The 19,056-nt window shown below is 64.8% G+C and carries 20 protein-coding genes; 9 read left to right on the top strand and 11 right to left on the bottom strand.

Translation table 11 applies throughout. The features are described from left to right. Window positions 1-12: 12 nt before the first annotated feature. The 7 genes from ahr to aceA all read right to left on the bottom strand — a co-directional run bounded on the left by ahr (window position 13) and on the right by aceA (window position 7,308). Window positions 13-1,044, bottom strand: coding sequence for an NADPH-dependent aldehyde reductase Ahr (gene ahr, locus GTZ97_RS09920; protein ID WP_161650432.1), 1,032 nt, complete (start codon window positions 1,042-1,044; stop codon window positions 13-15). Between the two features lie 111 nt (window positions 1,045-1,155). Then, a complete protein-coding gene (gene pheS, locus GTZ97_RS09915) occupies window positions 1,156-2,193 on the bottom strand; it encodes a phenylalanine--tRNA ligase subunit alpha (RefSeq protein WP_161650431.1) in 1,038 nt (345 codons plus the stop codon). Between the two features lie 114 nt (window positions 2,194-2,307). Beyond that, window positions 2,308-2,667, bottom strand: coding sequence for a 50S ribosomal protein L20 (gene rplT / locus GTZ97_RS09910; protein ID WP_161650430.1), 360 nt, complete (start codon window positions 2,665-2,667; stop codon window positions 2,308-2,310). Window positions 2,668-2,729: 62 nt separating this feature from the next. After that, on the bottom strand, window positions 2,730-2,933 hold the full coding sequence (rpmI, locus tag GTZ97_RS09905) for a 50S ribosomal protein L35 (RefSeq protein WP_161650429.1): 204 nt from the start codon (window positions 2,931-2,933) through the stop codon (window positions 2,730-2,732). Between the two features lie 145 nt (window positions 2,934-3,078). Then, window positions 3,079-3,627 (bottom strand): translation initiation factor IF-3, encoded by a 549-nt coding sequence (gene infC / locus GTZ97_RS09900; protein WP_161650564.1) that lies wholly within the window; start codon window positions 3,625-3,627, stop codon window positions 3,079-3,081. 114 nt (window positions 3,628-3,741) lie between these two features. Continuing rightward, on the bottom strand, window positions 3,742-5,661 hold the full coding sequence (gene thrS, locus GTZ97_RS09895) for a threonine--tRNA ligase (RefSeq protein ID WP_161650428.1): 1,920 nt from the start codon (window positions 5,659-5,661) through the stop codon (window positions 3,742-3,744). Between the two features lie 330 nt (window positions 5,662-5,991). Beyond that, window positions 5,992-7,308, bottom strand: a complete 1,317-nt coding sequence (gene aceA / locus GTZ97_RS09890) for an isocitrate lyase (protein WP_161650427.1) — start codon at window positions 7,306-7,308, stop codon at window positions 5,992-5,994. Between the two features lie 223 nt (window positions 7,309-7,531). On the opposite strand from aceA, the gene aptA reads away from it, so the two are divergent. Next, window positions 7,532-8,839 carry an omega-aminotransferase AptA gene (gene aptA, locus GTZ97_RS09885; protein ID WP_161650426.1) on the top strand — a complete coding sequence of 436 codons (1,308 nt, stop codon included), beginning with the start codon at window positions 7,532-7,534 and terminating at the stop codon, window positions 8,837-8,839. Between the two features lie 100 nt (window positions 8,840-8,939). Here the strand turns inward: aptA and ppa are convergent, their stop codons facing one another. After that, a complete protein-coding gene (gene ppa, locus GTZ97_RS09880) occupies window positions 8,940-9,473 on the bottom strand; it encodes an inorganic diphosphatase (protein WP_161650425.1) in 534 nt (177 codons plus the stop codon). A gap of 228 nt (window positions 9,474-9,701) precedes the next feature. Here ppa and phaP point away from each other — a divergent pair, with 228 nt between their 5' ends. The 3 genes from phaP (at window position 9,702) to GTZ97_RS09865 (ending at window position 11,971) form a co-directional block, all read left to right on the top strand. After that, window positions 9,702-10,256: a TIGR01841 family phasin gene (phaP, locus tag GTZ97_RS09875; protein WP_161650424.1), complete on the top strand. Its 555-nt coding sequence runs from the start codon at window positions 9,702-9,704 to the stop codon at window positions 10,254-10,256. Window positions 10,257-10,469: 213 nt separating this feature from the next. After that, window positions 10,470-11,207: a leucyl/phenylalanyl-tRNA--protein transferase gene (aat, locus tag GTZ97_RS09870; protein ID WP_161650423.1), complete on the top strand. Its 738-nt coding sequence runs from the start codon at window positions 10,470-10,472 to the stop codon at window positions 11,205-11,207. Continuing rightward, a complete protein-coding gene (locus tag GTZ97_RS09865) occupies window positions 11,204-11,971 on the top strand; it encodes an arginyltransferase (RefSeq protein ID WP_161650422.1) in 768 nt (255 codons plus the stop codon). Before aat ends, GTZ97_RS09865 begins: the two co-directional genes overlap by 4 nt. Before the next feature lie 50 nt (window positions 11,972-12,021). On the opposite strand, the gene GTZ97_RS09860 is transcribed toward GTZ97_RS09865, so the two are convergent. Next, window positions 12,022-12,762, bottom strand: coding sequence for an SIMPL domain-containing protein (locus GTZ97_RS09860; protein ID WP_330863587.1), 741 nt, complete (start codon window positions 12,760-12,762; stop codon window positions 12,022-12,024). 189 nt (window positions 12,763-12,951) lie between these two features. Between GTZ97_RS09860 and ompR the strand changes: the two genes are divergently transcribed. Both ompR and GTZ97_RS09850 read left to right on the top strand, forming a co-directional pair. Next, a complete protein-coding gene (gene ompR / locus GTZ97_RS09855) occupies window positions 12,952-13,689 on the top strand; it encodes an osmolarity response regulator transcription factor OmpR (RefSeq protein WP_161650421.1) in 738 nt (245 codons plus the stop codon). Between the two features lie 3 nt (window positions 13,690-13,692). After that, window positions 13,693-15,021, top strand: coding sequence for a sensor histidine kinase family protein (locus tag GTZ97_RS09850; RefSeq protein WP_161650420.1), 1,329 nt, complete (start codon window positions 13,693-13,695; stop codon window positions 15,019-15,021). On the opposite strand, the gene ispF is transcribed toward GTZ97_RS09850, so the two are convergent. Next, entirely contained in the window at window positions 15,005-15,499 is a 495-nt protein-coding gene (gene ispF / locus GTZ97_RS09845) for a 2-C-methyl-D-erythritol 2,4-cyclodiphosphate synthase (protein ID WP_161650419.1), read from the bottom strand. The two genes, GTZ97_RS09850 and ispF, sit on opposite strands and share 17 nt — an antisense overlap. A 336-nt stretch (window positions 15,500-15,835) precedes the next feature. Between ispF and GTZ97_RS09840 the strand changes: the two genes are divergently transcribed. The 3 genes from GTZ97_RS09840 (at window position 15,836) to GTZ97_RS09830 (ending at window position 18,318) form a co-directional block, all read left to right on the top strand. Further along, window positions 15,836-17,038: an ammonium transporter gene (locus GTZ97_RS09840; protein ID WP_161650418.1), complete on the top strand. Its 1,203-nt coding sequence runs from the start codon at window positions 15,836-15,838 to the stop codon at window positions 17,036-17,038. A gap of 86 nt (window positions 17,039-17,124) precedes the next feature. Then, complete coding sequence (locus GTZ97_RS09835; RefSeq protein ID WP_161650417.1) at window positions 17,125-17,496, top strand: type II toxin-antitoxin system Phd/YefM family antitoxin; 372 nt, start codon at window positions 17,125-17,127, stop codon at window positions 17,494-17,496. A gap of 126 nt (window positions 17,497-17,622) precedes the next feature. Further along, window positions 17,623-18,318 (top strand): ATPase, encoded by a 696-nt coding sequence (locus GTZ97_RS09830; RefSeq protein ID WP_161650416.1) that lies wholly within the window; start codon window positions 17,623-17,625, stop codon window positions 18,316-18,318. Here GTZ97_RS09830 and ispD read toward each other — a convergent pair. After that, window positions 18,257-19,009 carry a 2-C-methyl-D-erythritol 4-phosphate cytidylyltransferase gene (gene ispD, locus GTZ97_RS09825; RefSeq protein WP_161650415.1) on the bottom strand — a complete coding sequence of 251 codons (753 nt, stop codon included), beginning with the start codon at window positions 19,007-19,009 and terminating at the stop codon, window positions 18,257-18,259. The genes GTZ97_RS09830 and ispD overlap by 62 nt on opposite strands. Window positions 19,010-19,056: the final 47 nt, after the last annotated feature.

Raw genomic sequence — 19,056 nt, 5'->3', positions numbered from 1 at the left:
TTGGAAATCAGTTCATTGCGCCGCCGGCTCGGCATCCAGCACCACGCGGTAGCGGGCCTTGCCGGCACGCAGGTGGTCCAGGGCCTCGTTGATGCGGCTCATGGGAAAGTGTTCGGTCTGCGGCTCGATGCCGTGGCGGGCGGCAAAGGCCAGCATGGTGTCGATATCCTGGCGCGAGCCCGTGGGCGAGCCCGAAACGCTGCGCTGGCCGCCGATCAGCGGGAAGGCCTCGACCTCCATCGGCTGCGGCAGCACGCCCACCAGGTGCAGGCGGCCATGGGGCGCCAGCGTGCCCATCAGCGCCTTCCAGTTCAGCATCACGTTGACGGTCACCAGCACCATGTCGAGCTGGCCGGCAATGCCCTTCATCGCGCCCGCATCGACGCTGGACACCACGCGATGGGCGCCCATCTGCAGCGCCTCATCGCGCTTGGATTCGCTCGACGTGAAGGCCGTGACCTCACAGCCCCACGCGCGGGCAAACTTGACCGCGAGATGGCCCAGGCCACCAATGCCGACCACGCCGACACGGTGCACCGGCTTGATGTCGAAATTCAGGAAGGGCGAAAACACCGTGATGCCGCCGCACAGCAACGGGCCGGCCTTGGCCGGGTTCAGGCCTTCAGGAATGGGACACGCCCACAACCAGTGGGCACGAACGCGCTCGGCAAACCCGCCGTTGTGGCCGACGATGGTCGGCACGCCGGCACGACACAGATGGGGCTCGCCCCCGATGCAGCTGCGACAGGTCATGCAGCTGCCGGCCATCCAGCCCACGCCGACCTTCTGGCCGAGCTTCAAACCCTTGGCCTGACTGCCCAGCGCCACCACCGTGCCGATCACCTCGTGCCCGCCAACGATCGGGTAGGCCGAAAACCCCCACTCGTTGTCGATCAGGGACAAATCGGAATGGCACACGCCGCAGTGGTCGACACGGATCTCGACCTCTTCTGCGCCGAGTGCGCCCGGATCGTAGCTGTGCGGCACCAGCGGCTTGCTGGCCTCCTGGGCAGCCCAGGCACGGATGGCGGTGGTCTCGGTCATGGGATCTCCTTCTCAGCGGCGGCGTCGGGGCGCCTGTGTCGACATGGGGAAGCAAGCATCACACAGACTGGGCAAGTTGTCGCGCGCAGGTCTGCGGCGACAGCCCTGCCCTCACTGAAACTGCTGCAGGAAGCGCAGATCGCCTTCGAAGAACAGGCGCAGGTCATTGACGCCGTAGCGCAGCATCGTCAGGCGATCCGGCCCCAGGCCGAACGCGAAGCCGATGTAGCGCTCCGGGTCGAGACCGAAGTTGCGCACCACGTTCGGATGAACCTGGCCGGCGCCACCCACCTCCAGCCAGCGACCCTTCAGCGGGCCGGAGGCAAAGGCGATGTCCACCTCGGCCGAAGGCTCGGTGAAGGGGAAGAACGACGGCCGGAAGCGGATATCCAGGTCGTTCGTCTCGAAGAATGTGCTGAAGAAATCGCCCAGCACGGCCTTGAGGTCGGTGAAGCTCACGTTCTCCCCGATCCACAGGCCTTCGCACTGGTGGAACATCGGCGAGTGGGTGGCATCGCTGTCGACGCGGTAGGTGCGACCCGGCGCGATCACGCGGATCTCGGGGATGCGCTCGCCACGGGCCAGCGCCTCGGCGTGCCGCTTGACGTGTTGCACAGCGTAGCGCACCTGCATCGGGCTGGTGTGCGTGCGCAGCAGGTGGCCGCCCTCGACGTAGAAGGTGTCGTGCATGGAACGCGCGGGATGGTCTTCCGGCGTGTTCAGCGCGGTGAAATTGAACCAGTCGGCCTCGATCTCCGGACCGTCGGCCACGGCAAAGCCCATCGAGCCAAAGATGCCTTCGATGCGCTCAATGCTCAGCGAGACGGGGTGCAGCCCACCCTCGCCACGGCGGCGGCCCGGCAGCGTCACATCCAGACGCTCGGCCTGCAGCTGTTGCGCCAGTTCGGCATCGGCCAGCGCCTGACGGCGGGCGTTGAGCAAGGCCTCGACCTGTTGCTTGGCCTGGTTGATGGCCGCGCCCCGGGTCTTTTTCTCTTCGGGGCTCAGCGCGCCCATGCCCTTGAGCAGCTCGGTCAGGCTGCCCGACTTGCCCAGGAAGCGGGCCTTGGCGTTTTCCAGATCGGCGGGCGTGCCGGCTTCGGCGAAAGCCGCCTGGGCCGATTGCACCAGTTGGTCGAGGTCGTTCATGGATTCGTGTCGAAAAAAAAGGCCAACCTGGGGTTGGCCTTTGGATCACCGCATGGTGGCAGGCCGAAACCCACCTCGCATGCGGCGCAGCATCTTGCTGCCTGCCTGGATCGATCAGGCAGCCAGTTGAGCCTTGGCCTTTTCAACGATGCTGGCAAATGCAGCGGGGTCGTTGACGGCGAGGTCAGCCAGCACCTTGCGGTCGATCTCGATCGACGCCTTCTTGATGCCAGCCATGAACTTGCTGTAGGTCAGACCCAGCGAGCGGCTGGCGGCGTTGATACGCGCGATCCACAGACGGCGGAACTCGCGCTTCTTGGCGCGGCGGTCACGGTAGGCATACTGACCTGCCTTCATGACCGCCTGTTTGGCGATGCGGTAGACGTTCTTGCGGCGACCACGGAAACCCTTGGCCAGGGCGAGAACCTTTTTATGACGGGCGCGGGCTGTTACACCACGTTTGACGCGAGGCATGAGTGACTCCTTCGGCGTTGACTATCTGAACTGAGACGACGATCGTGCTTGTTTGCAGCCGATTACAGGCCGGCAAACGGCAGCATCTGAGCCATGTGGCCCATGTTGCTGTCATGCACGTTCACGGCACCACGCAGGTGACGCTTGTTCTTCGTGGTCTTCTTGGTCAGGATGTGACGCTTGAAGGCTTGACCGCGCTTGACGGTACCACCCGGACGCACGCGAAAACGCTTGGCAGCGCTCTTCTTGGTCTTCATCTTGGGCATGTTGATGCTCCTTATGGTTTGTTCCTACCAGGCGCCCGGAATACCACTTCCGGGTCTTGATGGCCTGCAGGCACTTGGATCCCTCGGTGGGGCGACCAAACCCCACCAGGGTGATGACACCGGTTTCCCGGCGTCATGACTGAATTCACTTCTTCTTCTTCGGGCCGAGCACCATGATCATCTGGCGCCCTTCCAGCTTGGGCATGTTCTCAACGACCGAGCAATCGGCCAAGTCGTCGCGTACGCGCTCCAGCAGCCGCATGCCCAGCTCCTGGTGGGTGATTTCGCGGCCACGGAACCGCAGGGTCACCTTGCCCTTGTCGCCGTCTTCCAAGAAGCGGCGAAGGTTGCGCAGCTTGATCTGGTAGTCGCCTTCGTCCGTCGCGGGACGGAATTTGACTTCCTTGACTTCAATGACCTTCTGCTTGAGCTTGGCGTCGTGAGCCTTCTTCTGCTCCTGGTACTTGAACTTGCCGTAGTCCATCAGGCGGCAGACCGGGGGGTCGGCCTGGGCGGCAATTTCAACCAGGTCCACATCGTATTCGGCAGACAGGCGCAGGGCTTCCTGAATGCTCACGATGCCGAGTGGTTCGTTCTCCGGACCATTCAGACGGACTTCGGGTGCAGTGATCTCGCGGTTCAGCCGATGCTTGCGCTCATCATTGCGCGTACGGCGGTCAAAAAAGTTAGCGATGTCGAATTCCTCAGGCCACGGGCCAGGGCCCGCACCGGTTAACCAAGTTCACACGCACCCGAACAACACCAGGGTCGCGCCTTTGCCAAACCTGCGAGGCAAAAGCGCGGCCCATCAGGCCTTGCTGGCGATGTCTTGAGCGATCTTCAGGGAGAAGTCATCGAGTGACATCACACCGAGGTTCTGGTTGCCTCGGGCGCGCACGGCGACGGTGCCATCAACCTTCTCCTTGTCACCGACAACGATGAAGTACGGCACCTTCTGCAACGCATGCTCGCGGATTTTATACGTGATCTTTTCGTTGCGCAAATCCAACTGGACCCTAAGTCCTTGTTTCTGGAGCGTTTTAGCCACTTCCGCCGCGTAATCGGCCTGTGCATCGGTGATGTTGAGCACCACGGCCTGCACGGGTGACAGCCAGACCGGCAGCGCGCCGGCGTGCTGCTCGATCAGGATGCCGATGAAACGCTCGAGCGAACCCAGGATGGCGCGGTGCAGCATCACCGGGTGCTTGCGGTCGCTGGACTCGGTCACGTACTCGGCGCCCAGTCGCTCAGGCATCGAGAAATCGACCTGGATGGTGCCGCATTGCCAGTGGCGGCCCAGCGCGTCCTTCAGCGTGTACTCGATCTTGGGGCCATAGAAGGCGCCGTCGCCGGCAGCGATGGTGAACTCGCTGTTCGTGGCACGCAGCGATTCCATCAGGGCGTTTTCGGCCTTGTCCCAGATCTCGTCCGAGCCGATGCGCTTTTCCGGCCGCGTGGCCACCTTGTAGATGATGTCGGTGAAGCCGAAGTCGGCGTACACCTTCTGCAGGAGGGCCGTGAAGTCCACACACTCCTGCAGGATCTGGTCTTCGGTACAGAAGATATGGCCATCATCCTGGGTGAATCCGCGCACGCGCATGATGCCGTGCAAGCCGCCCGTCGGCTCGTTGCGGTGGCACTGACCGAACTCACCCAGGCGGATGGGCAGGTCGCGGTAGCTCTTGATGCCCTGGTTGTAGATCAGGATGTGGCCGGGGCAGTTCATCGGCTTGAGCGCGTAGTCGCGCTTTTCTGACTCGGTGGTGAACATGTTCTCGCGGTACTTGTCCCAGTGGCCGGTCTTCTCCCACAGCGTCTTGTCGATGATCTGCGGGCCTTTGACCTCCTGGTAGCCGTTGTCGCGGTAGACCTGGCGCATGTACTGCTCGACCGCCTGCCACACCGTCCAGCCCTTGGGGTGCCAGAACACGACGCCGGGGGCGTGGTCGTCGATGTGGAACAGATCCAGCTCGCGGCCGAGCTTGCGGTGGTCGCGCTTTTCGGCCTCTTCCAGGCGGGTGAGGTACAGCTGCAGGTCTTCCTTGCTCGTCCAGGCCGTGCCGTAGACGCGCTGCAACTGCTCGTTGCGGTGGTCGCCGCGCCAATAGGCGCCTGCCACCTTCATCAGCTTGAAGTGCTTGAGCTTGCCGGTGCTGGGCACGTGGGGGCCGCGACACAGGTCGGTGAAGGCGCCTTCGCTGTACAGCGACACATCCTGATCAGCCGGGATGCTCTCGATGATCTCGGCCTTGTAGTGCTCGCCCAGGCTCTTGAAGTAGGCCACCGCCTCGTCGCGCGGCATCACCTTGCGCTCGACCTTCTCGTCCTTCTTCGCGAGCTCGCCCATCTTCTTTTCGATGGCTTCAAGGTCTTCAGGCGTGAACGGGCGCTTGTACGAAAAGTCGTAATAGAAGCCGTCTTCGATGGTCGGGCCGATGGTGACCTGCGCCTCGGGGAACAGCTCCTTCACCGCATAGGCCAGCAAGTGGGCCGTCGAGTGGCGAATGATGTCCAGGCCATCGGCGTCTTTCTCGGTGACGATGGCCAGCGGCGTGTCCGCCTCGATGCGGTAGGAGGTGTCGACCAGGCGGGCAGCCTCGCCCTGCCCCACGCGGCCTGCGAGCGCGGCCTTGGCCAGGCCCGTGCCGATGGAGGCGGCCACTTCGGCGACGGTCACAGGGCCCGGGTACTCGCGTTTGGAGCCGTCCGGCAGTTGAATCGAAATCATGGGGTGTCCTCAATAGGGGCTGGGGCGCGCGGCTCAAGGGCCAGATGCGCCGCCAAGGCAACAAAAAAGCGCGGTGGGCGCCGCGCTTTCTGGATCGATCAGGAAAGGAATGCGAAAGCAGCGGCCAGCCGACTAGACCTCGGTCGAGGTTGCAGTGGAGGTCGAAGTTCGCGGTGTCATAACCGATCGTGCCTTTCTACGTTTCTTACGAGTGAGCCCTGCACGGGCGTTCATCGAATTCAAGATTATAAGGCCGCCAATGAAAACGGCGCCCGAAGGCGCCGTCTCTGTTCAAGCCGATCAGGCCACGGGCCCGAAGGCCCGCGCAGATCAGTGGAACTGTTCTTCTTCGGTCGAGCCGGTCAGGGCCTTCACGGAAGACGAGCCACCTTGGATCACGGTGGTCACGTCGTCGAAGTAGCCAGCGCCCACTTCTTGCTGGTGCGACACGAAGGTGTAGCCCTTGTCGCGAGCAGCGAATTCGGGCTCTTGCACCATTTCGGTGTAGTGCTTCATGCCTTCGCCGCGAGCGTAAGCGTGGGCAAACTGGAACGTGTTGTACCAGTTGATGTGGATACCAGCCAGGGTGATGAACTGGTACTTGTAGCCCAGGGCCGACAGCTCGTCCTGGAACGCAGCGATGGTCTTGTCGTCCAGGTTCTTCTTCCAGTTGAAGGAAGGCGAGCAGTTGTACGACAGCAGCTTGCCGGGGCACTTGGCGTGCACGGCTTGGGCGAATTCACGGGCGAAGCCCAGGTCGGGCGTGCCGGTTTCGCACCACACCAGGTCGGCGTAGGGCGCGTAGGCCACGCCACGGCTGATGGCTTGCTCCAGGCCGTTCTTGACGCGGTAGAAGCCTTCTTGCGTGCGCTCGCCGGTCAGGAAGGGCTTGTCGTTGGCGTCGTGGTCGCTGGTCAGCAGGTTGGCGGCTTCAGCGTCGGTACGGGCCAGAACGATGGTGGGCACGCCCATCACGTCAGCAGCGAAACGAGCAGCGATCAGCTTCTCGATGGCTTCTTGCGTGGGAACCAGCACCTTGCCGCCCATGTGACCGCACTTCTTCACAGCGGCCAGCTGGTCTTCGAAGTGAACGCCAGCAGCACCAGCGGCGATCATGTTCTTCATCAGTTCGAAAGCGTTCAGCACGCCGCCGAAACCGGCTTCAGCATCCGCCACGATGGGCAGGAAGTAGTCAACGAAGTTCTCGTCGCCGGGGTTGATGCCACGCGACCATTGGATTTCGTCAGCACGCTTGAACGTGTTGTTGATGCGGCGAACCATGGTGGGCACCGAGTCGTACGCGTACAGCGACTGGTCGGGGTACATGGTTTCCGAGGTGTTGCCGTCGGCGGCGACTTGCCAGCCCGACAGGTACACGGCTTCCAGGCCAGCCTTGGCCTGTTGCATGGCTTGACCGGCGGTGATGGCGCCGAAAGCGTTCACGTAGCCCTTCTTGGCACCGCCGTTGACCTTCTCCCACAGCTTTTCAGCGCCGCGCTTGGCCAGGGTGTACTCGGGCTGCAGGCTGCCACGCAGGCGAACCACGTCAGCGGCGGAGTAGCCGCGCTTGACGAGCTTCCAACGGGGGTTTTCGGCCCAGTCTTTTTCCAGGGCAGCGATTTGCTGTTCACGGGTGAGTTGAGTCATGACGATCTCCGGATTGGTGGGAGGTGCTAGAAAACCCGCAATTGTAGTCACAGCTCAGCCTCGCGGCAAAGACTTATGTCTTATATAAGACCTGGCTTTCATCACGCGCAGCGGAAGACCGTGCGACGGTGACGCAAAACGGCAACACTGGCAGGGTCACGGGCCCCCATCCGCGGGGCGCGGTGCAAGGATGTGAACAGTAAGACCCTCGCCGGAGCCCGCCATGGACCTGCCACTCGACGCATTCTGGATGCCCTACACGGCCAACCGCGACTTCAAGCAAGCGCCCCGGCTGGTGAGCAAGGCGCGCGACATGCATTACTGGACGCCCGATGGACGCCAGATCCTGGATGGGACGGCGGGGCTGTGGTGCGTGAACGCCGGCCATGCGCGCCCACGCATCGTCGAGGCCATCGCCAGGCAGGCGGCGGAGATGGATTTCGCCCCGCCCTTTCAGATGAGCCATCCGCTGGCGTTCGAACTGGCCGAGCGCCTGACCCACATCGCGCCGGCCGGGCTGAACCGCGTGTTCTTCACCAACTCCGGCTCCGAATCGGTGGACACGGCGCTCAAGATCGCACTGGCCTATCACCGACTGCACGGCGAGCCCCAGCGCACGCGCCTGATCGGCCGCGAGCGCGGCTACCACGGCGTGAACCTGGGCGGCACGGCGCTGGGCGGGATCGGCCCCAACCGCAAGCTGTTCGGCAGCGCGCTGTCTGGTGTCGACCACCTGCGCCACACCCACGACCCGGCACGCAACGCGTTTTCGCGTGGGCAACCGGCGCACGGGGCGGAGCTCGCCGACGACCTCGAGCGCCTGGTGGCACTGCACGATGCCTCGACCATCGCCGCCGTCATTGTCGAGCCCATGGCCGGCTCCACCGGCGCGCTGATGCCGCCCCATGGCTATCTGGAACGCCTGCGCAGCCTTTGCGACCGCCACGGCATCTTGCTGATCTTCGACGAGGTGATCACCGGCTTCGGGCGCCTGGGCGCCCCATTCGCGGCGCAACACTATGGCGTGACACCCGACATCATGACCACGGCCAAGGGGCTGACCAATGGGTGTGTGCCCATGGGGGCGGTGTTTGTCCGCCAGGCCATTCACGACGCGTTCATGCAGGGCGGACCGGGCATCGAGCTGCCCCACGGCTACACCTACTCGGGCCACCCGCTGGCCTGCGCGGCTGCGCTGGCGACGCTGGACACCTATGAAGAAGAAGGCCTGTTGACCCGCGGCGCGGCGCTGCACAGCAAGCTGGAAGATGCTGTCCACAGCCTGCGCGGCCTGCCGCACATCATCGACATCCGCAACACGGGCCTGGTGGCGGCGGTGGAGCTGGCGCCCCGCCCCGATGCGCCCGCAGGCCGACGTGCCTTCGAGGTCTTCCTGGCCTGCTGGGAGGCCGGCGTACTGGTGCGCGCCACGGGCGACACCATCGCGCTGTCGCCACCCTTGATCATCTCGGAAGCGCAGATCGACCAGCTCACCGACACGCTGCGCCAGGCCATCGCCCAGGTCGCGTGATTCACGCACGCTAACCATGAAAAAGCCCCGCCAGGGCGGGGCTTTCTGCAGCGCGCGCCGGCAACAGACGGGCCGGCCACGCAGGTGATCAGTGCTGCGATCAGTGCTGTTTCTTGAAGTTCTCGAGGCCGGTCACGACCTCGGCCTTGGCCGCGTCGATGCCCTCCCAGCCCACGACCTTCACCCACTTGCCGGGCTCGAGGTCCTTGTAGTGCTCGAAGAAGTGCTTGATCTGGTTGATCAGCAGCTCAGGCAGGTCTTCCAGCTTCTGGATGCCCTTGTACATCGCGCAGATCTTTTCCGTGGGCACGGCGACCAGCTTGGAATCACCGCCGGCCTCGTCTTCCATCTTCAGGATGCCCAGCGGGCGACACGGGATCACCACACCCGGTTGCAGCGGGAAGGGGGTCACCACCAGCACGTCGACCGGGTCGCCGTCTGCAGCGATGGTCTGGGGCACATACCCGTAATTGCAGGGATAGTGCATGGCCGTGCCCATGAAGCGGTCCACGAAGACCGCGCCGGTCTCGTGATCGATCTCGTACTTGATCGGGTCGGCGTTGGCGGGAATCTCGATGATGACGTTGAAAGCGTCGGGTGCCTTGGCACCGGCAGGAACATTCAGCAGGCTCATGATGGTTGGATCACCAGTTGGACATTCGGTCTGACATTCGGTCGACGCGCAAGTGTAGGCGACGCCCGGCTGACATGCCGCAACACTTTTTTGCTGCACCGCACAAAAAATACTTGCAATCCGGCCGAGCGTCCGTATACTTAGAACCATGTTGCGCTGCAGCAAAGGCAAACCAGCCCCAGGCGTGACACTCAGTTCTATCAATCCAACCTTGACGGAGAACCTCTCATGCTGACCGCTGAACAACTGCTGGCCGCCCAGAAAGCCAACATCGCGACCCTGTTCGATCTGGGTCAGAAGGCCTTCGAAGGTGTGGAAAAGCTGGTCGAGCTGAACATGCAAGTGGCCAAGACCTCGATGGACGAAGCCGCCGAGCATGCCAAGGCCGTGCTGGCCGCCAAGGATCCTCAAGAGCTGCTGGCCCTGCAAGCTGCCCTGCTGCAACCCAGCGCCGAGAAGGCTGCCGCTTACGGACGCCACCTGTACGACATCGCCTCGGCCACCAGCACCGAAGTCGGCAAGCTGGCTGAAGCCCAAGTGACCGAAGCCCAGAAGAAGTTCATGTCGGTCGTCGACAACGCCGTCAAGAACGCCCCGGCTGGCACTGAAAACGCTGTGGTGCTGGTGAAGTCGGCTGTGGCCGCTGCCAACAACGCATTCGACACCGTGCAAAAGGCTGCCAAGCAAGCTGCTGACGTTGCTGAAGCCAACTTCCAAGCCATCACCAGCACCGCTGTGAAGGCCACCCAGGCTGCTGCTGCCAAGCCCCGCAAGGCTGCCTGATTGCCGCTGATCCGATCCGCAGCGTCGGCTGCCTTACACAACTTTGCGTGGTGTGGGCACGAACTTCGGCCCAGCCTGCGGATCACACGGGATGCCACCCTGGACAAGTGGCAACTCCCTGGAAAGGTTGTCTCCTCGGTACCCGATGAACCTTTTCTAAGGTACCTTTGCAGCCCGATGGCCCTGCCATCGGGCTTTTTTTATGATCGGCACATGATTGCCTGGCTAGAGGACGACACCCCTTTCCCCGATACCGCCCTGGCGCTGGGTGAGGGCTCGGACGCGCCCGGCCTGCTCGCGGCTGGCGGAGGGTTGGACACCTCACGCCTGCGTGCGGCTTACCGGCGCGGGATCTTCCCCTGGTTTGGTGAGGGGCAACCCATCCTCTGGTGGAGCACCGCGCCTCGCATGGTGCTGCCGGTCGACCAGTTCAAGGTGTCGCGCTCGCTGGGCAAGACGCTGCGTCGCTTCGCGCGCACGCCCGGCTGCGAGATCCGCATTGATCACGCCTTCGACCAGGTGCTGGCCTGCTGTGCGGGCACGCCGCGCGCAGGCCAATCCGGGACGTGGATCCTGCCCGAGATGCAAGCGGCCTACCGGCGCTGGCACCGCGAGGGTAGCGTGCACTCGTTCGAGACCTGGATCAACGGCCGGCTCGTGGGCGGCCTCTACGGCGTCAACATCGGGCGAATGTTCTTTGGCGAGTCGATGTTCAGCCACCAGACGGATGCCTCAAAGATTGCCCTGGCCGCGCTGGTCGGTTTTTGTCGCAGCAATGGCATCACCGTCATTGACTGTCAGCAGCAAACCAGCCACCTGGCCTCACTGGGGGCCGAGCCCTGGAGCCGCGAACGGTTTGAACACCACCTCAAGACGGTGGTCGACCTGCCGGAGCCAGTGAATTGGACCTATGATCTGTCGCTATGGTCCTCACCTGAGTCGAGCGCGTGACCCTCCTCAAAGAGCTTCCGCTGGCGTCCCTGCAGTTCTATGCGACGGCGCCCTACCCTTGCAGCTATCTGGAAGGTCACACGGCGCGCTCCCAGGTGGCCACGCCCAGCCACATCATCAATGCCGATGTGTACTCGGGTCTGGTGGCCAACGGCTTCCGCCGCAGCGGCATGTTCACTTATCGCCCCTATTGCGACGGCTGCCGCGCGTGCGTTCCGCTGCGCATCCCGGCGGCGCGGTTCAAACCCAGCCGCAGCCAGCGGCGCGCCTGGCGTCAGCACGGCAACCTGGAAGCGCGTGTGCTGCGGCTGTGCTTCACCCCCGAGCATTACCAGCTCTACCTGCGCTACCAGGCCGGCCGTCATGCTGGCGGCGGCATGGACCAGGATTCGGTGGACCAGTACTCGCAGTTTCTGCTGCAAAGCCGCGTGAACTCGCGCCTGGTGGAGTTCCGGGCGCCGCCCGAGCCGGGTCAGACGCAGGGCGCGCTGAAAATGGTGTCCATCCTGGACATCCTCAACGATGGCCTGTCGGCCGTCTACACCTTCTACGAACCCGAAGAAGGCGCCAGCTACGGCACCTACAACATCCTGTGGCAGGTCGAGCAGGCCCGCTCGCTGAACCTGCCTCATCTGTACCTGGGCTACTGGATTGCCCAGAGCCGCAAGATGGCCTACAAGGCGCAGTTCCACCCCCACCAGATCCTGGTGGGCGGTCAGTGGCAGGACGCCCCGGGGCCCTTGTTTTCAGCAGCCCCGGTGTAAGGCGGGCCCGGGCCGCGATCGCCGACCCTCAGCCAGGAGGGGTCAGGGCGTCAAGGCGTCAGCACGATCTGGCCACTGACCGTGACACTCAACACCCCCTTGCCCGGCTCGACGGGCAGCGGCGCATCGGCCGCCATCTCCGCCGACTTGGCGCGCATGGCCATCATGACCGGACGGGCCTCGAAGCCAGGATCGGTCGATGACACGGCCACTTCTCCAAGGCTGTAGCCCTTGAAGCCGAATTCGCGGGCGAGCTGGCCAGCTCGGTCACGGAACTGGCGAATGGCCTGGGCGGTCAGTGCGGCCTCTTGTTGCTCACGCAACTGGCGCGACAGCCCGTAGCTGACCTGCCCCACCTGCAGCATGTTGAGCTTGCCCACGGCCTGCGCGATGCGGGCCGTGTCGGTGCCTTCGAGCACGACTTGCGCGCTGCCATACCAGCCGGCAATGCGCCCCTGGTTGCTGTAGCGCGGATGCACATTGAAGCTGCCCGTGCGCACGCGCATGCCGTCCTGCCCCTGGGCGAGCTTGCGCGCCTCGGTGAGCGCGGCGTCAACGGTTTCGCGCAGCGTGCGCTGCACCTCGGCGGCGTGCGTGCCGTCGCGCTGGGCGTGCAGCGTCACGGTCATCCAGTCCTGTGTCAGTTCTTCGGTCGCAGTGGCGCTGAAGTTCACGACGTTGTGGCGCAACGGCCCCGGCGCGTCGGCATGGGCGCTGGCCGCGCCGAGTGCCAGCATGGCGGAAGCAGCAAGCAGCGGAAGGCGGTTCAGTCGCGAGGGAAATCGGGTCACGTAATGGCTCCTGAAGTGGCTCACATGTGTACAACGCACGCCATCCCCATGTGGACGACGCGGCTCAGATCATGCGCTTGACGGATGGCGACCAGAGCCGCAATATTTGTAACAGGTGGTCAGCACCCCGGGAAACCGGGCTTCAACCTGCGCACAATCCCCGCTTGTTACAAATGCCGAGGAAGAACCATGACCGCTGTCTCTGTGAGCCCGCGCCCGGACCGCATCCTCGTCGTCGATGACGACGCACGCATCCGGGACCTGCTCCGCCGCTACCTGAGTCAGGAGGGCTTCGATGTGCTGTTGGCCGAAGACGCCAAGGCCTTGAACCGCCTGCTGACCCGTGAGACGGTCGACCTGATCGTGCTGGATCTGATGCTGCCCGGCGAGGACGGCCTGTCGATCTGCCGCCGCCTGCGCGCTGCCAACGACGTGACGCCCATCATCATGCTGACGGCCAAGGTCGAGGACGTGGACCGCATCGTCGGCCTCGAAGTGGGCGCTGACGACTACCTGCCCAAGCCGTTCAACCCGCGCGAGTTGCTGGCCCGCATCCATGCAGTGTTGCGCCGCCGTCCGGCGCCGGAAGCCCCCGGTGCACCGGCCAAGGAGGCCCAGACGGTGGCCTTCGGCCCCTTCGAGTTCGACCTGGCCCTGCGCCGCCTGAGCAAGGACGGCGAGCCCATTGCGCTGACCACAGGCGAGTTCTCGATGCTCAAGGCGCTGGTGCGCCACCCGCGTCAGCCGCTGTCGCGCGACAAGCTGGCGCAATTGGCGCGTGGCCGAGAGTTCGAACCCTTCGACCGCAGTCTCGACGTGCAGATCTCGCGCCTGCGCAAGATGATCGAGCCCGATCCGGCACAGCCCCGCTACATCCAGACGGTCTGGGGTGTGGGCTATGTGTTTGTGCCGGATGGCGGGGCTTGATCGATGCCAAGAAAGCGCTTTGCGCTCAGCCTGTTCTGGCGAACCTTCATCCTGCTGGGGCTGCTGCTGACAGCCGGCATCGTGGCGTGGGTACAAACCTTCCGCGCGCTCGAGTTCGAGCCGCGGTCGGTCCAGGCCGCCCAGCAGATCGCCAGCCTGGTGAACCTGTCGCGCACCGGCCTGCGCTATGCAGACAGCATCAGCCGGGTCACGCTGATCAAGACCCTGTCGGATCAGGAAGCCATCATCCTCAAGCCCCGCGAGCCGACCGACCGCTACGAGCCGTTCGAGGTCAGCCGCTTCACGCGGGCCATTGCAGAGGAGCTGCGCAGCCGCTTGGGGCCCTCCACCGTGGTGGCCAGCAGCGTCAACGGCATACCGGGACTGTGGGTGGGCTTCCACATCGAGCGCGACCAGTACTGGCTGCAGGCCGACACCCGCCGTATCGAGCCCATGACCGGGCGCACCTGGTTCGTCTGGGTGGGCATCGCGATGATCGCGACGCTGCTGGGCTCGGCCGTGATCGCAAGGCTGATCAACCAGCCGCTCAAGGAGCTGTCGTTCGCGGCCAGCCGCATCCGCGAGGGTGAATACGACTCGGTGCTGGATGAGTCGATGATCACGCGCGAGATCCGCGAGGTGAACCAGGGCTTCAACCGCATGGCGCGCGAGCTGGCCAAGGTGGAAGAAGACCGCGCGGTGATGCTGGCGGGCATCTCGCATGACCTGCGCACCCCGCTGGCCAGACTGCGGCTGGAGGCCGAGATGAGCGTGGTGGACGAAGAGGCCAAGCGCAACATCGCCGCCGACATCGACCAGCTCGACGCCATCATCGACAAGTTCATGGACTACGCCAGGCCGGGCGAGGTCGAGCTGGTGCCAGTGCATCTGTCGTCGGTGGTGGACAAGGCCATCAGCCAGTTCCGAGACACCAAGCGCATCCGCATCACGGCCAAGCTGCCCATCGACACCAAGGTGCTGGCCGACGAAACCGAACTGGGCCGCGTGCTGACCAACCTGTTCGAGAACGCGCGACGCTATGGGCGCAACACCTACACGGGTGTGACCAATGTGGACGTGAGCTACACGCGCTCGGGTTCGTGGGTGATCCTGAGCGTACGTGACCACGGTCCGGGGGTGGCGGTCGAAAAGCTCGCGCAGCTGACCACGCCCTTCTTCCGGGGGGATGCGGCGCGCACGGCTGCCTCGGGCGCAGGGCTGGGCCTGGCGATTGTGGAGAAGGCGCTGCAGCGCATGGGCGGCGCCTTCGAGCTGGCCAACGCGCCCGGCGGCGGGCTGGTGGCCCACATCAAGCTCAAGCGGGCGGCCTGAACAGCAGACAGACGGCGCGCGTCTCGATGGCGCGCCCCTCGCCCACCGGGCCCATCTTCTCGGCCGTCTTGGCCTTCACGTTCACGGCGTCGACGCCCAGGCCCAGTGCCTGGGCGATGCGCTCGCGCATGGCCGTGATGTGGGGCGCCATTTTGGGCGCCTGGGCCACGATGGTGCTGTCCACATTGCCGATCTGCCAGCCGGCTACGCGCACACGGCGGGCGGTTTCGGTCAGCAGCACCACTGAGTCGGCCCCCTTGAAGGCCGGGTCGGTGTCCGGGAAGTGGCGGCCAATGTCACCCAGCGCGGCGGCGCCCAGCAAGGCATCGGTGATGGCGTGCAGCAAGGCATCGGCATCGGAATGGCCGAGCAAGCCGTGGCTGTGCGGAATGGTGATGCCGCCGAGGATCAAAGGGCGGCCCTGAACGAGGGCGTGGGTATCCCATCCTTCACCGACGCGGATGGCTGGCAGGTTCATGTCTTTGCGAAGCAGAGTGACGTGCAAGCTGCATTGTCAGGCCGGATGGCGCCGACGGCTGCCCAGTTGACGTGGGCGTGACAGCGCCCGTGCCGCGCGTCCAGTTGCACGGCTGTGGCAGGCGCACCATTCTTGCGCACACGAACCGCGGCGCACCAAATCTGAGCCGATTAGATCACCAAAGCGGCGCATTGACGCACCAGAAACGCCACTGGACGCAGCCAAACGCCCCAAACTCAGGCCCATGTCTTGCATGCCTGGTGCGCCATGTCCTTCCCTGGTGCGCTCGCCAACGCGGTGGCGGCGCCCCTTGCTCTTTAAGAAGAAAGCGTGAGCATGGAACAACTCAAACAGGGCGCAGATGCGCTGTTCATCCTTCTGGGCGCGGTGATGGTACTGGCGATGCATGCCGGCTTTGCCTTCCTGGAACTCGGCACGGTGCGCCACAAGAACCAGGTCAATGCGCTGGTCAAGATCCTGGTGGATTTCTGCGTGTCGACGCTGGTCTACTTCTTCGTGGGCTACACCGTGGCCTACGGTGTCGATTTCTTCACCGACGCCGGCACGCTGGCGCAGGCCAATGGCTATGCACTGGTGAAGTTCTTCTTCCTGCTCACGTTTGCGGCGGCCATCCCGGCGATCGTGTCAGGGGGCATTGCCGAACGGGCGCGCTTCGGCCCTCAACTGCTGGCCACGGCGGTGATCGTGGGCCTGTTCTATCCGCTGTGCGAAGGCGCCATCTGGAACAACAAGTTCGGCTTTGCGGACTGGCTGCAAAGCCTCAACGGCGTGCCCATGCACGACTTCGCCGGCTCGGTGGTGGTGCATGCCTTTGGTGGCTGGATCGCCCTGCCCGCGGTGCTGATCCTGGGGGCGCGGCGCAATCGCTATCGCAAGGACGGCGCCATGTCGGCCCACCCGCCCTCGAGCATTCCGTTTCTGGCGCTGGGCTCCTGGGTGCTGGCCGTGGGCTGGTTCGGCTTCAATGTGATGAGCGCACAGACGATCGACAAGATCTCGGGTCTGGTGGCCGTCAACTCGCTGATGGCCATGGTGGGCGGCACGCTGGTGGCCGTGCTCATGGGACGCAATGACCCGGGCTTCGCCTACAACGGGCCGCTGGCCGGCCTCGTGGCGGTGTGCGCCGGATCGGACATCATGCACCCCGCCGGCGCACTGGTGGTGGGCGGCATCGCCGGGGCCCTGTTCGTCTGGCTGTTCACGCTGGTGCAGAACAAGTGGAAGATCGACGACGTGCTGGGTGTGTGGCCACTGCATGGCCTGTGTGGCGCCTGGGGCGGGGTGGCGGCCGGCATCTTCGGCCAGCAGGCACTGGGCGGCATCGGGGGCGTGAGCGTCTGGACGCAGCTGGTGGGCACGCTGTGCGTGGTAGCGTTCGCCTTGCTCACGGGCGGCCTGGTCTACGGCCTGATCAACAAGCTGATGGGGGTGCGCCTGTCGCAAGAAGAAGAGTTCGACGGAGCCGACCTGTCGATTCACCGCATCAAGGCCACACCCGAGCAGGAAGTCGCGTGGTGACATCGCCCGCTGATGGACAAAATGGCCAAATTGGCTAAAATGGACCTCGGCAATGTCGCCACAGCTGACCAAGAAGGCTGACCATCATGACTGCCCTGCCCCTGCGCAACCCCCTGGGCGACCACGTCGATGTGCCCGAGTTTTCGGCCACCGAGGCGAAGAACAGCTTTGGCCGGGTGCTGGACACGGCGTTCAGCCAGGGGATGGTGGCCATCACCAAGCGCGACCGCACCACCGCCGTGGTGCTGTCGCTCGACGCGTATCAGGCGCTGATCGACGCCCGCGACCAGGCCCTGGGCAGTCTCAGCCAGGAGTTCGATACCTTGCTGCAGCAGATGCAGTCGCCTGCCTCACGTGCAGGGGTCATGGATGCCTTCGACGCCTCGCCCGAAGAACTGGGGCTGGCAGCCATGGCGGCTGCACAGGCATCCAGCCCGTCGTCGGGCCACTCGCATTGACGCGGCGCCGACCTCGCGCGCAGACCTGACATCCCGACTGACCGGGGGGCACCTTGCGCCCCCATCTGATGGCACCGCGCCAACGCAGCGCGGCTGCCTGCGCATCATTTACACAGAGAGCACACCGTGGCCCCAGACCACACCCCACGCCTGTTCGTGCTGGCCGGCACCAATGGCGCCGGCAAGAGCAGCATTGGCGGCGCGATGATTCGCGCCCGAGGCGCGCAGTATTTCAACCCCGATGAGGCCGCCGCGCGCATTCGCGCGGCACAGCCGCATCTGAGCGCCACGCAGGCCAACAGCGCCGCGTGGCACGAAGGCAAGCGCCTGTTGCAGCACGCCATTGCGCAGCGGCTGGACTACAACTTCGAAACCACGCTGGGCGGACAGAGCTTCGCGCGTCTGCTCAAGCAGGCGGCCGAGGCCGGCTTCGAGCTGCGCATCTGGTATGTGGGGCTGGCCAGCCCGGAGCACCACCTGGCGCGGGTGAAGGCGCGCGTGCGCAAGGGCGGACACGACATTCCCGAGGCCGACATCCGTCGGCGCTTCGACCAGAGCCGGCTGCAGCTGATCAGCCTGTTGCCGCTGCTAACCGAGCTGCGCGTGTACGACAACAGCGACGAGGCCGATCCCCATCAGGGCCAGGCGCCCCGCCCGCGGCTGGTCTTGCACTGGCAAGCGGGGCAGGTGCGTCTGCCGGCAGACGCGACAGCGCTGGCCGCCACGCCCGATTGGGTCAAGCCCATTGCGATGGCGGCGATCAAGCTCGCGTCGACAGCAGGCGCTCGGCCAAAGCGAAATCGCCCGGCCACGTCAGCTTGATGTTCTCGAAATCGCCTGTGACCAGCCGGGGCGTGTGGCCCAGCATCTCGATGGCACTGGCCTCGTCGGTCACAGCGGCCGCCTTGACAGGATCAGACAGAGCAGACACCAGCGCGGGTTGAAGCAGGCCGAGGCGGAACATCTGCGGCGTCTGGGCCGCCCACTTGGCCGTGCGGTCCACCGTCTGCTGTGCGCGGGGCTCGCCGTGGGCGCCAGGAGCCGCCGCTTTCAAGGTGTCTGCCAGCGGCAGCGCCAGCAGCCCGCCCACCTCGTCGTCGTCGCAGGCCGCGATCAACCGGTCGACCCATTCCGGGCGCAGCAGGCAACGGGCCGCGTCGTGCACCAGCACCCAGTCATGTGGCTGGGCACCGCGCGCCAGCAGCTCTTGCAAGCCATTGGCCACGCTCTCGGCCCGACTGGCGCCGCCCACACGCGCCACCCAGGCGCCCTCGCCCGTGAAGTGGGGTGTGTGCCGCTCAAAGGCGGCATCTTCGGGCGACAGGACCACCAGCGTGGCCGTCAGGCGAGGCACGGCCTGCAAGGCAGCCAGCGTGTGAGCCACCACCGCCTGACCTGCCACCGCGTGATATTGCTTGGGGCCGCCAACGCCCGCGCGCTCGCCCACGCCCGCACAGGGCACCAGGGCATAACAACGGGGCTGAAACGAGGGTGACGCGACGGTGTACGACATCCCGTCATTCTCGCCCACCTACAATCTGCAGCCAGTGAACTGATTCG

Source organism: Aquabacterium fontiphilum (assembly GCF_009909205.1).
In the GTDB taxonomy this organism is placed as follows: Bacteria; Pseudomonadota; Gammaproteobacteria; order Burkholderiales; family Burkholderiaceae_C; genus Aquabacterium; species Aquabacterium fontiphilum.
This window is presented reverse-complemented; position numbering and strand designations above follow the sequence as displayed.

Bases quoted from the DNA above. Each gene is read 5' to 3' on its own strand.
- ahr (WP_161650432.1), bottom strand. From the start codon at position 1,044: ATGACCGAGACCACCGCCATCCGTGCCTGGGCTGCCCAGGAGGCCAGC.
- pheS (WP_161650431.1), bottom strand. From the start codon at position 2,193: ATGAACGACCTCGACCAACTGGTGCAATCGGCCCAGGCGGCTTTCGCC.
- rplT (WP_161650430.1), bottom strand. From the start codon at position 2,667: ATGCCTCGCGTCAAACGTGGTGTAACAGCCCGCGCCCGTCATAAAAAG.
- rpmI (WP_161650429.1), bottom strand. From the start codon at position 2,933: ATGCCCAAGATGAAGACCAAGAAGAGCGCTGCCAAGCGTTTTCGCGTG.
- thrS (WP_161650428.1), bottom strand. From the start codon at position 5,661: ATGATTTCGATTCAACTGCCGGACGGCTCCAAACGCGAGTACCCGGGC.
- aceA (WP_161650427.1), bottom strand. From the start codon at position 7,308: ATGACTCAACTCACCCGTGAACAGCAAATCGCTGCCCTGGAAAAAGAC.
- aptA (WP_161650426.1), top strand. From the start codon at position 7,532: ATGGACCTGCCACTCGACGCATTCTGGATGCCCTACACGGCCAACCGC.
- ppa (WP_161650425.1), bottom strand. From the start codon at position 9,473: ATGAGCCTGCTGAATGTTCCTGCCGGTGCCAAGGCACCCGACGCTTTC.
- phaP (WP_161650424.1), top strand. From the start codon at position 9,702: ATGCTGACCGCTGAACAACTGCTGGCCGCCCAGAAAGCCAACATCGCG.
- aat (WP_161650423.1), top strand. From the start codon at position 10,470: ATGATTGCCTGGCTAGAGGACGACACCCCTTTCCCCGATACCGCCCTG.
- ompR (WP_161650421.1), top strand. From the start codon at position 12,952: ATGACCGCTGTCTCTGTGAGCCCGCGCCCGGACCGCATCCTCGTCGTC.
- GTZ97_RS09850 (WP_161650420.1), top strand. From the start codon at position 13,693: ATGCCAAGAAAGCGCTTTGCGCTCAGCCTGTTCTGGCGAACCTTCATC.
- ispF (WP_161650419.1), bottom strand. From the start codon at position 15,499: ATGAACCTGCCAGCCATCCGCGTCGGTGAAGGATGGGATACCCACGCC.
- GTZ97_RS09840 (WP_161650418.1), top strand. From the start codon at position 15,836: ATGGAACAACTCAAACAGGGCGCAGATGCGCTGTTCATCCTTCTGGGC.
- GTZ97_RS09835 (WP_161650417.1), top strand. From the start codon at position 17,125: ATGACTGCCCTGCCCCTGCGCAACCCCCTGGGCGACCACGTCGATGTG.
- ispD (WP_161650415.1), bottom strand. From the start codon at position 19,009: ATGTCGTACACCGTCGCGTCACCCTCGTTTCAGCCCCGTTGTTATGCC.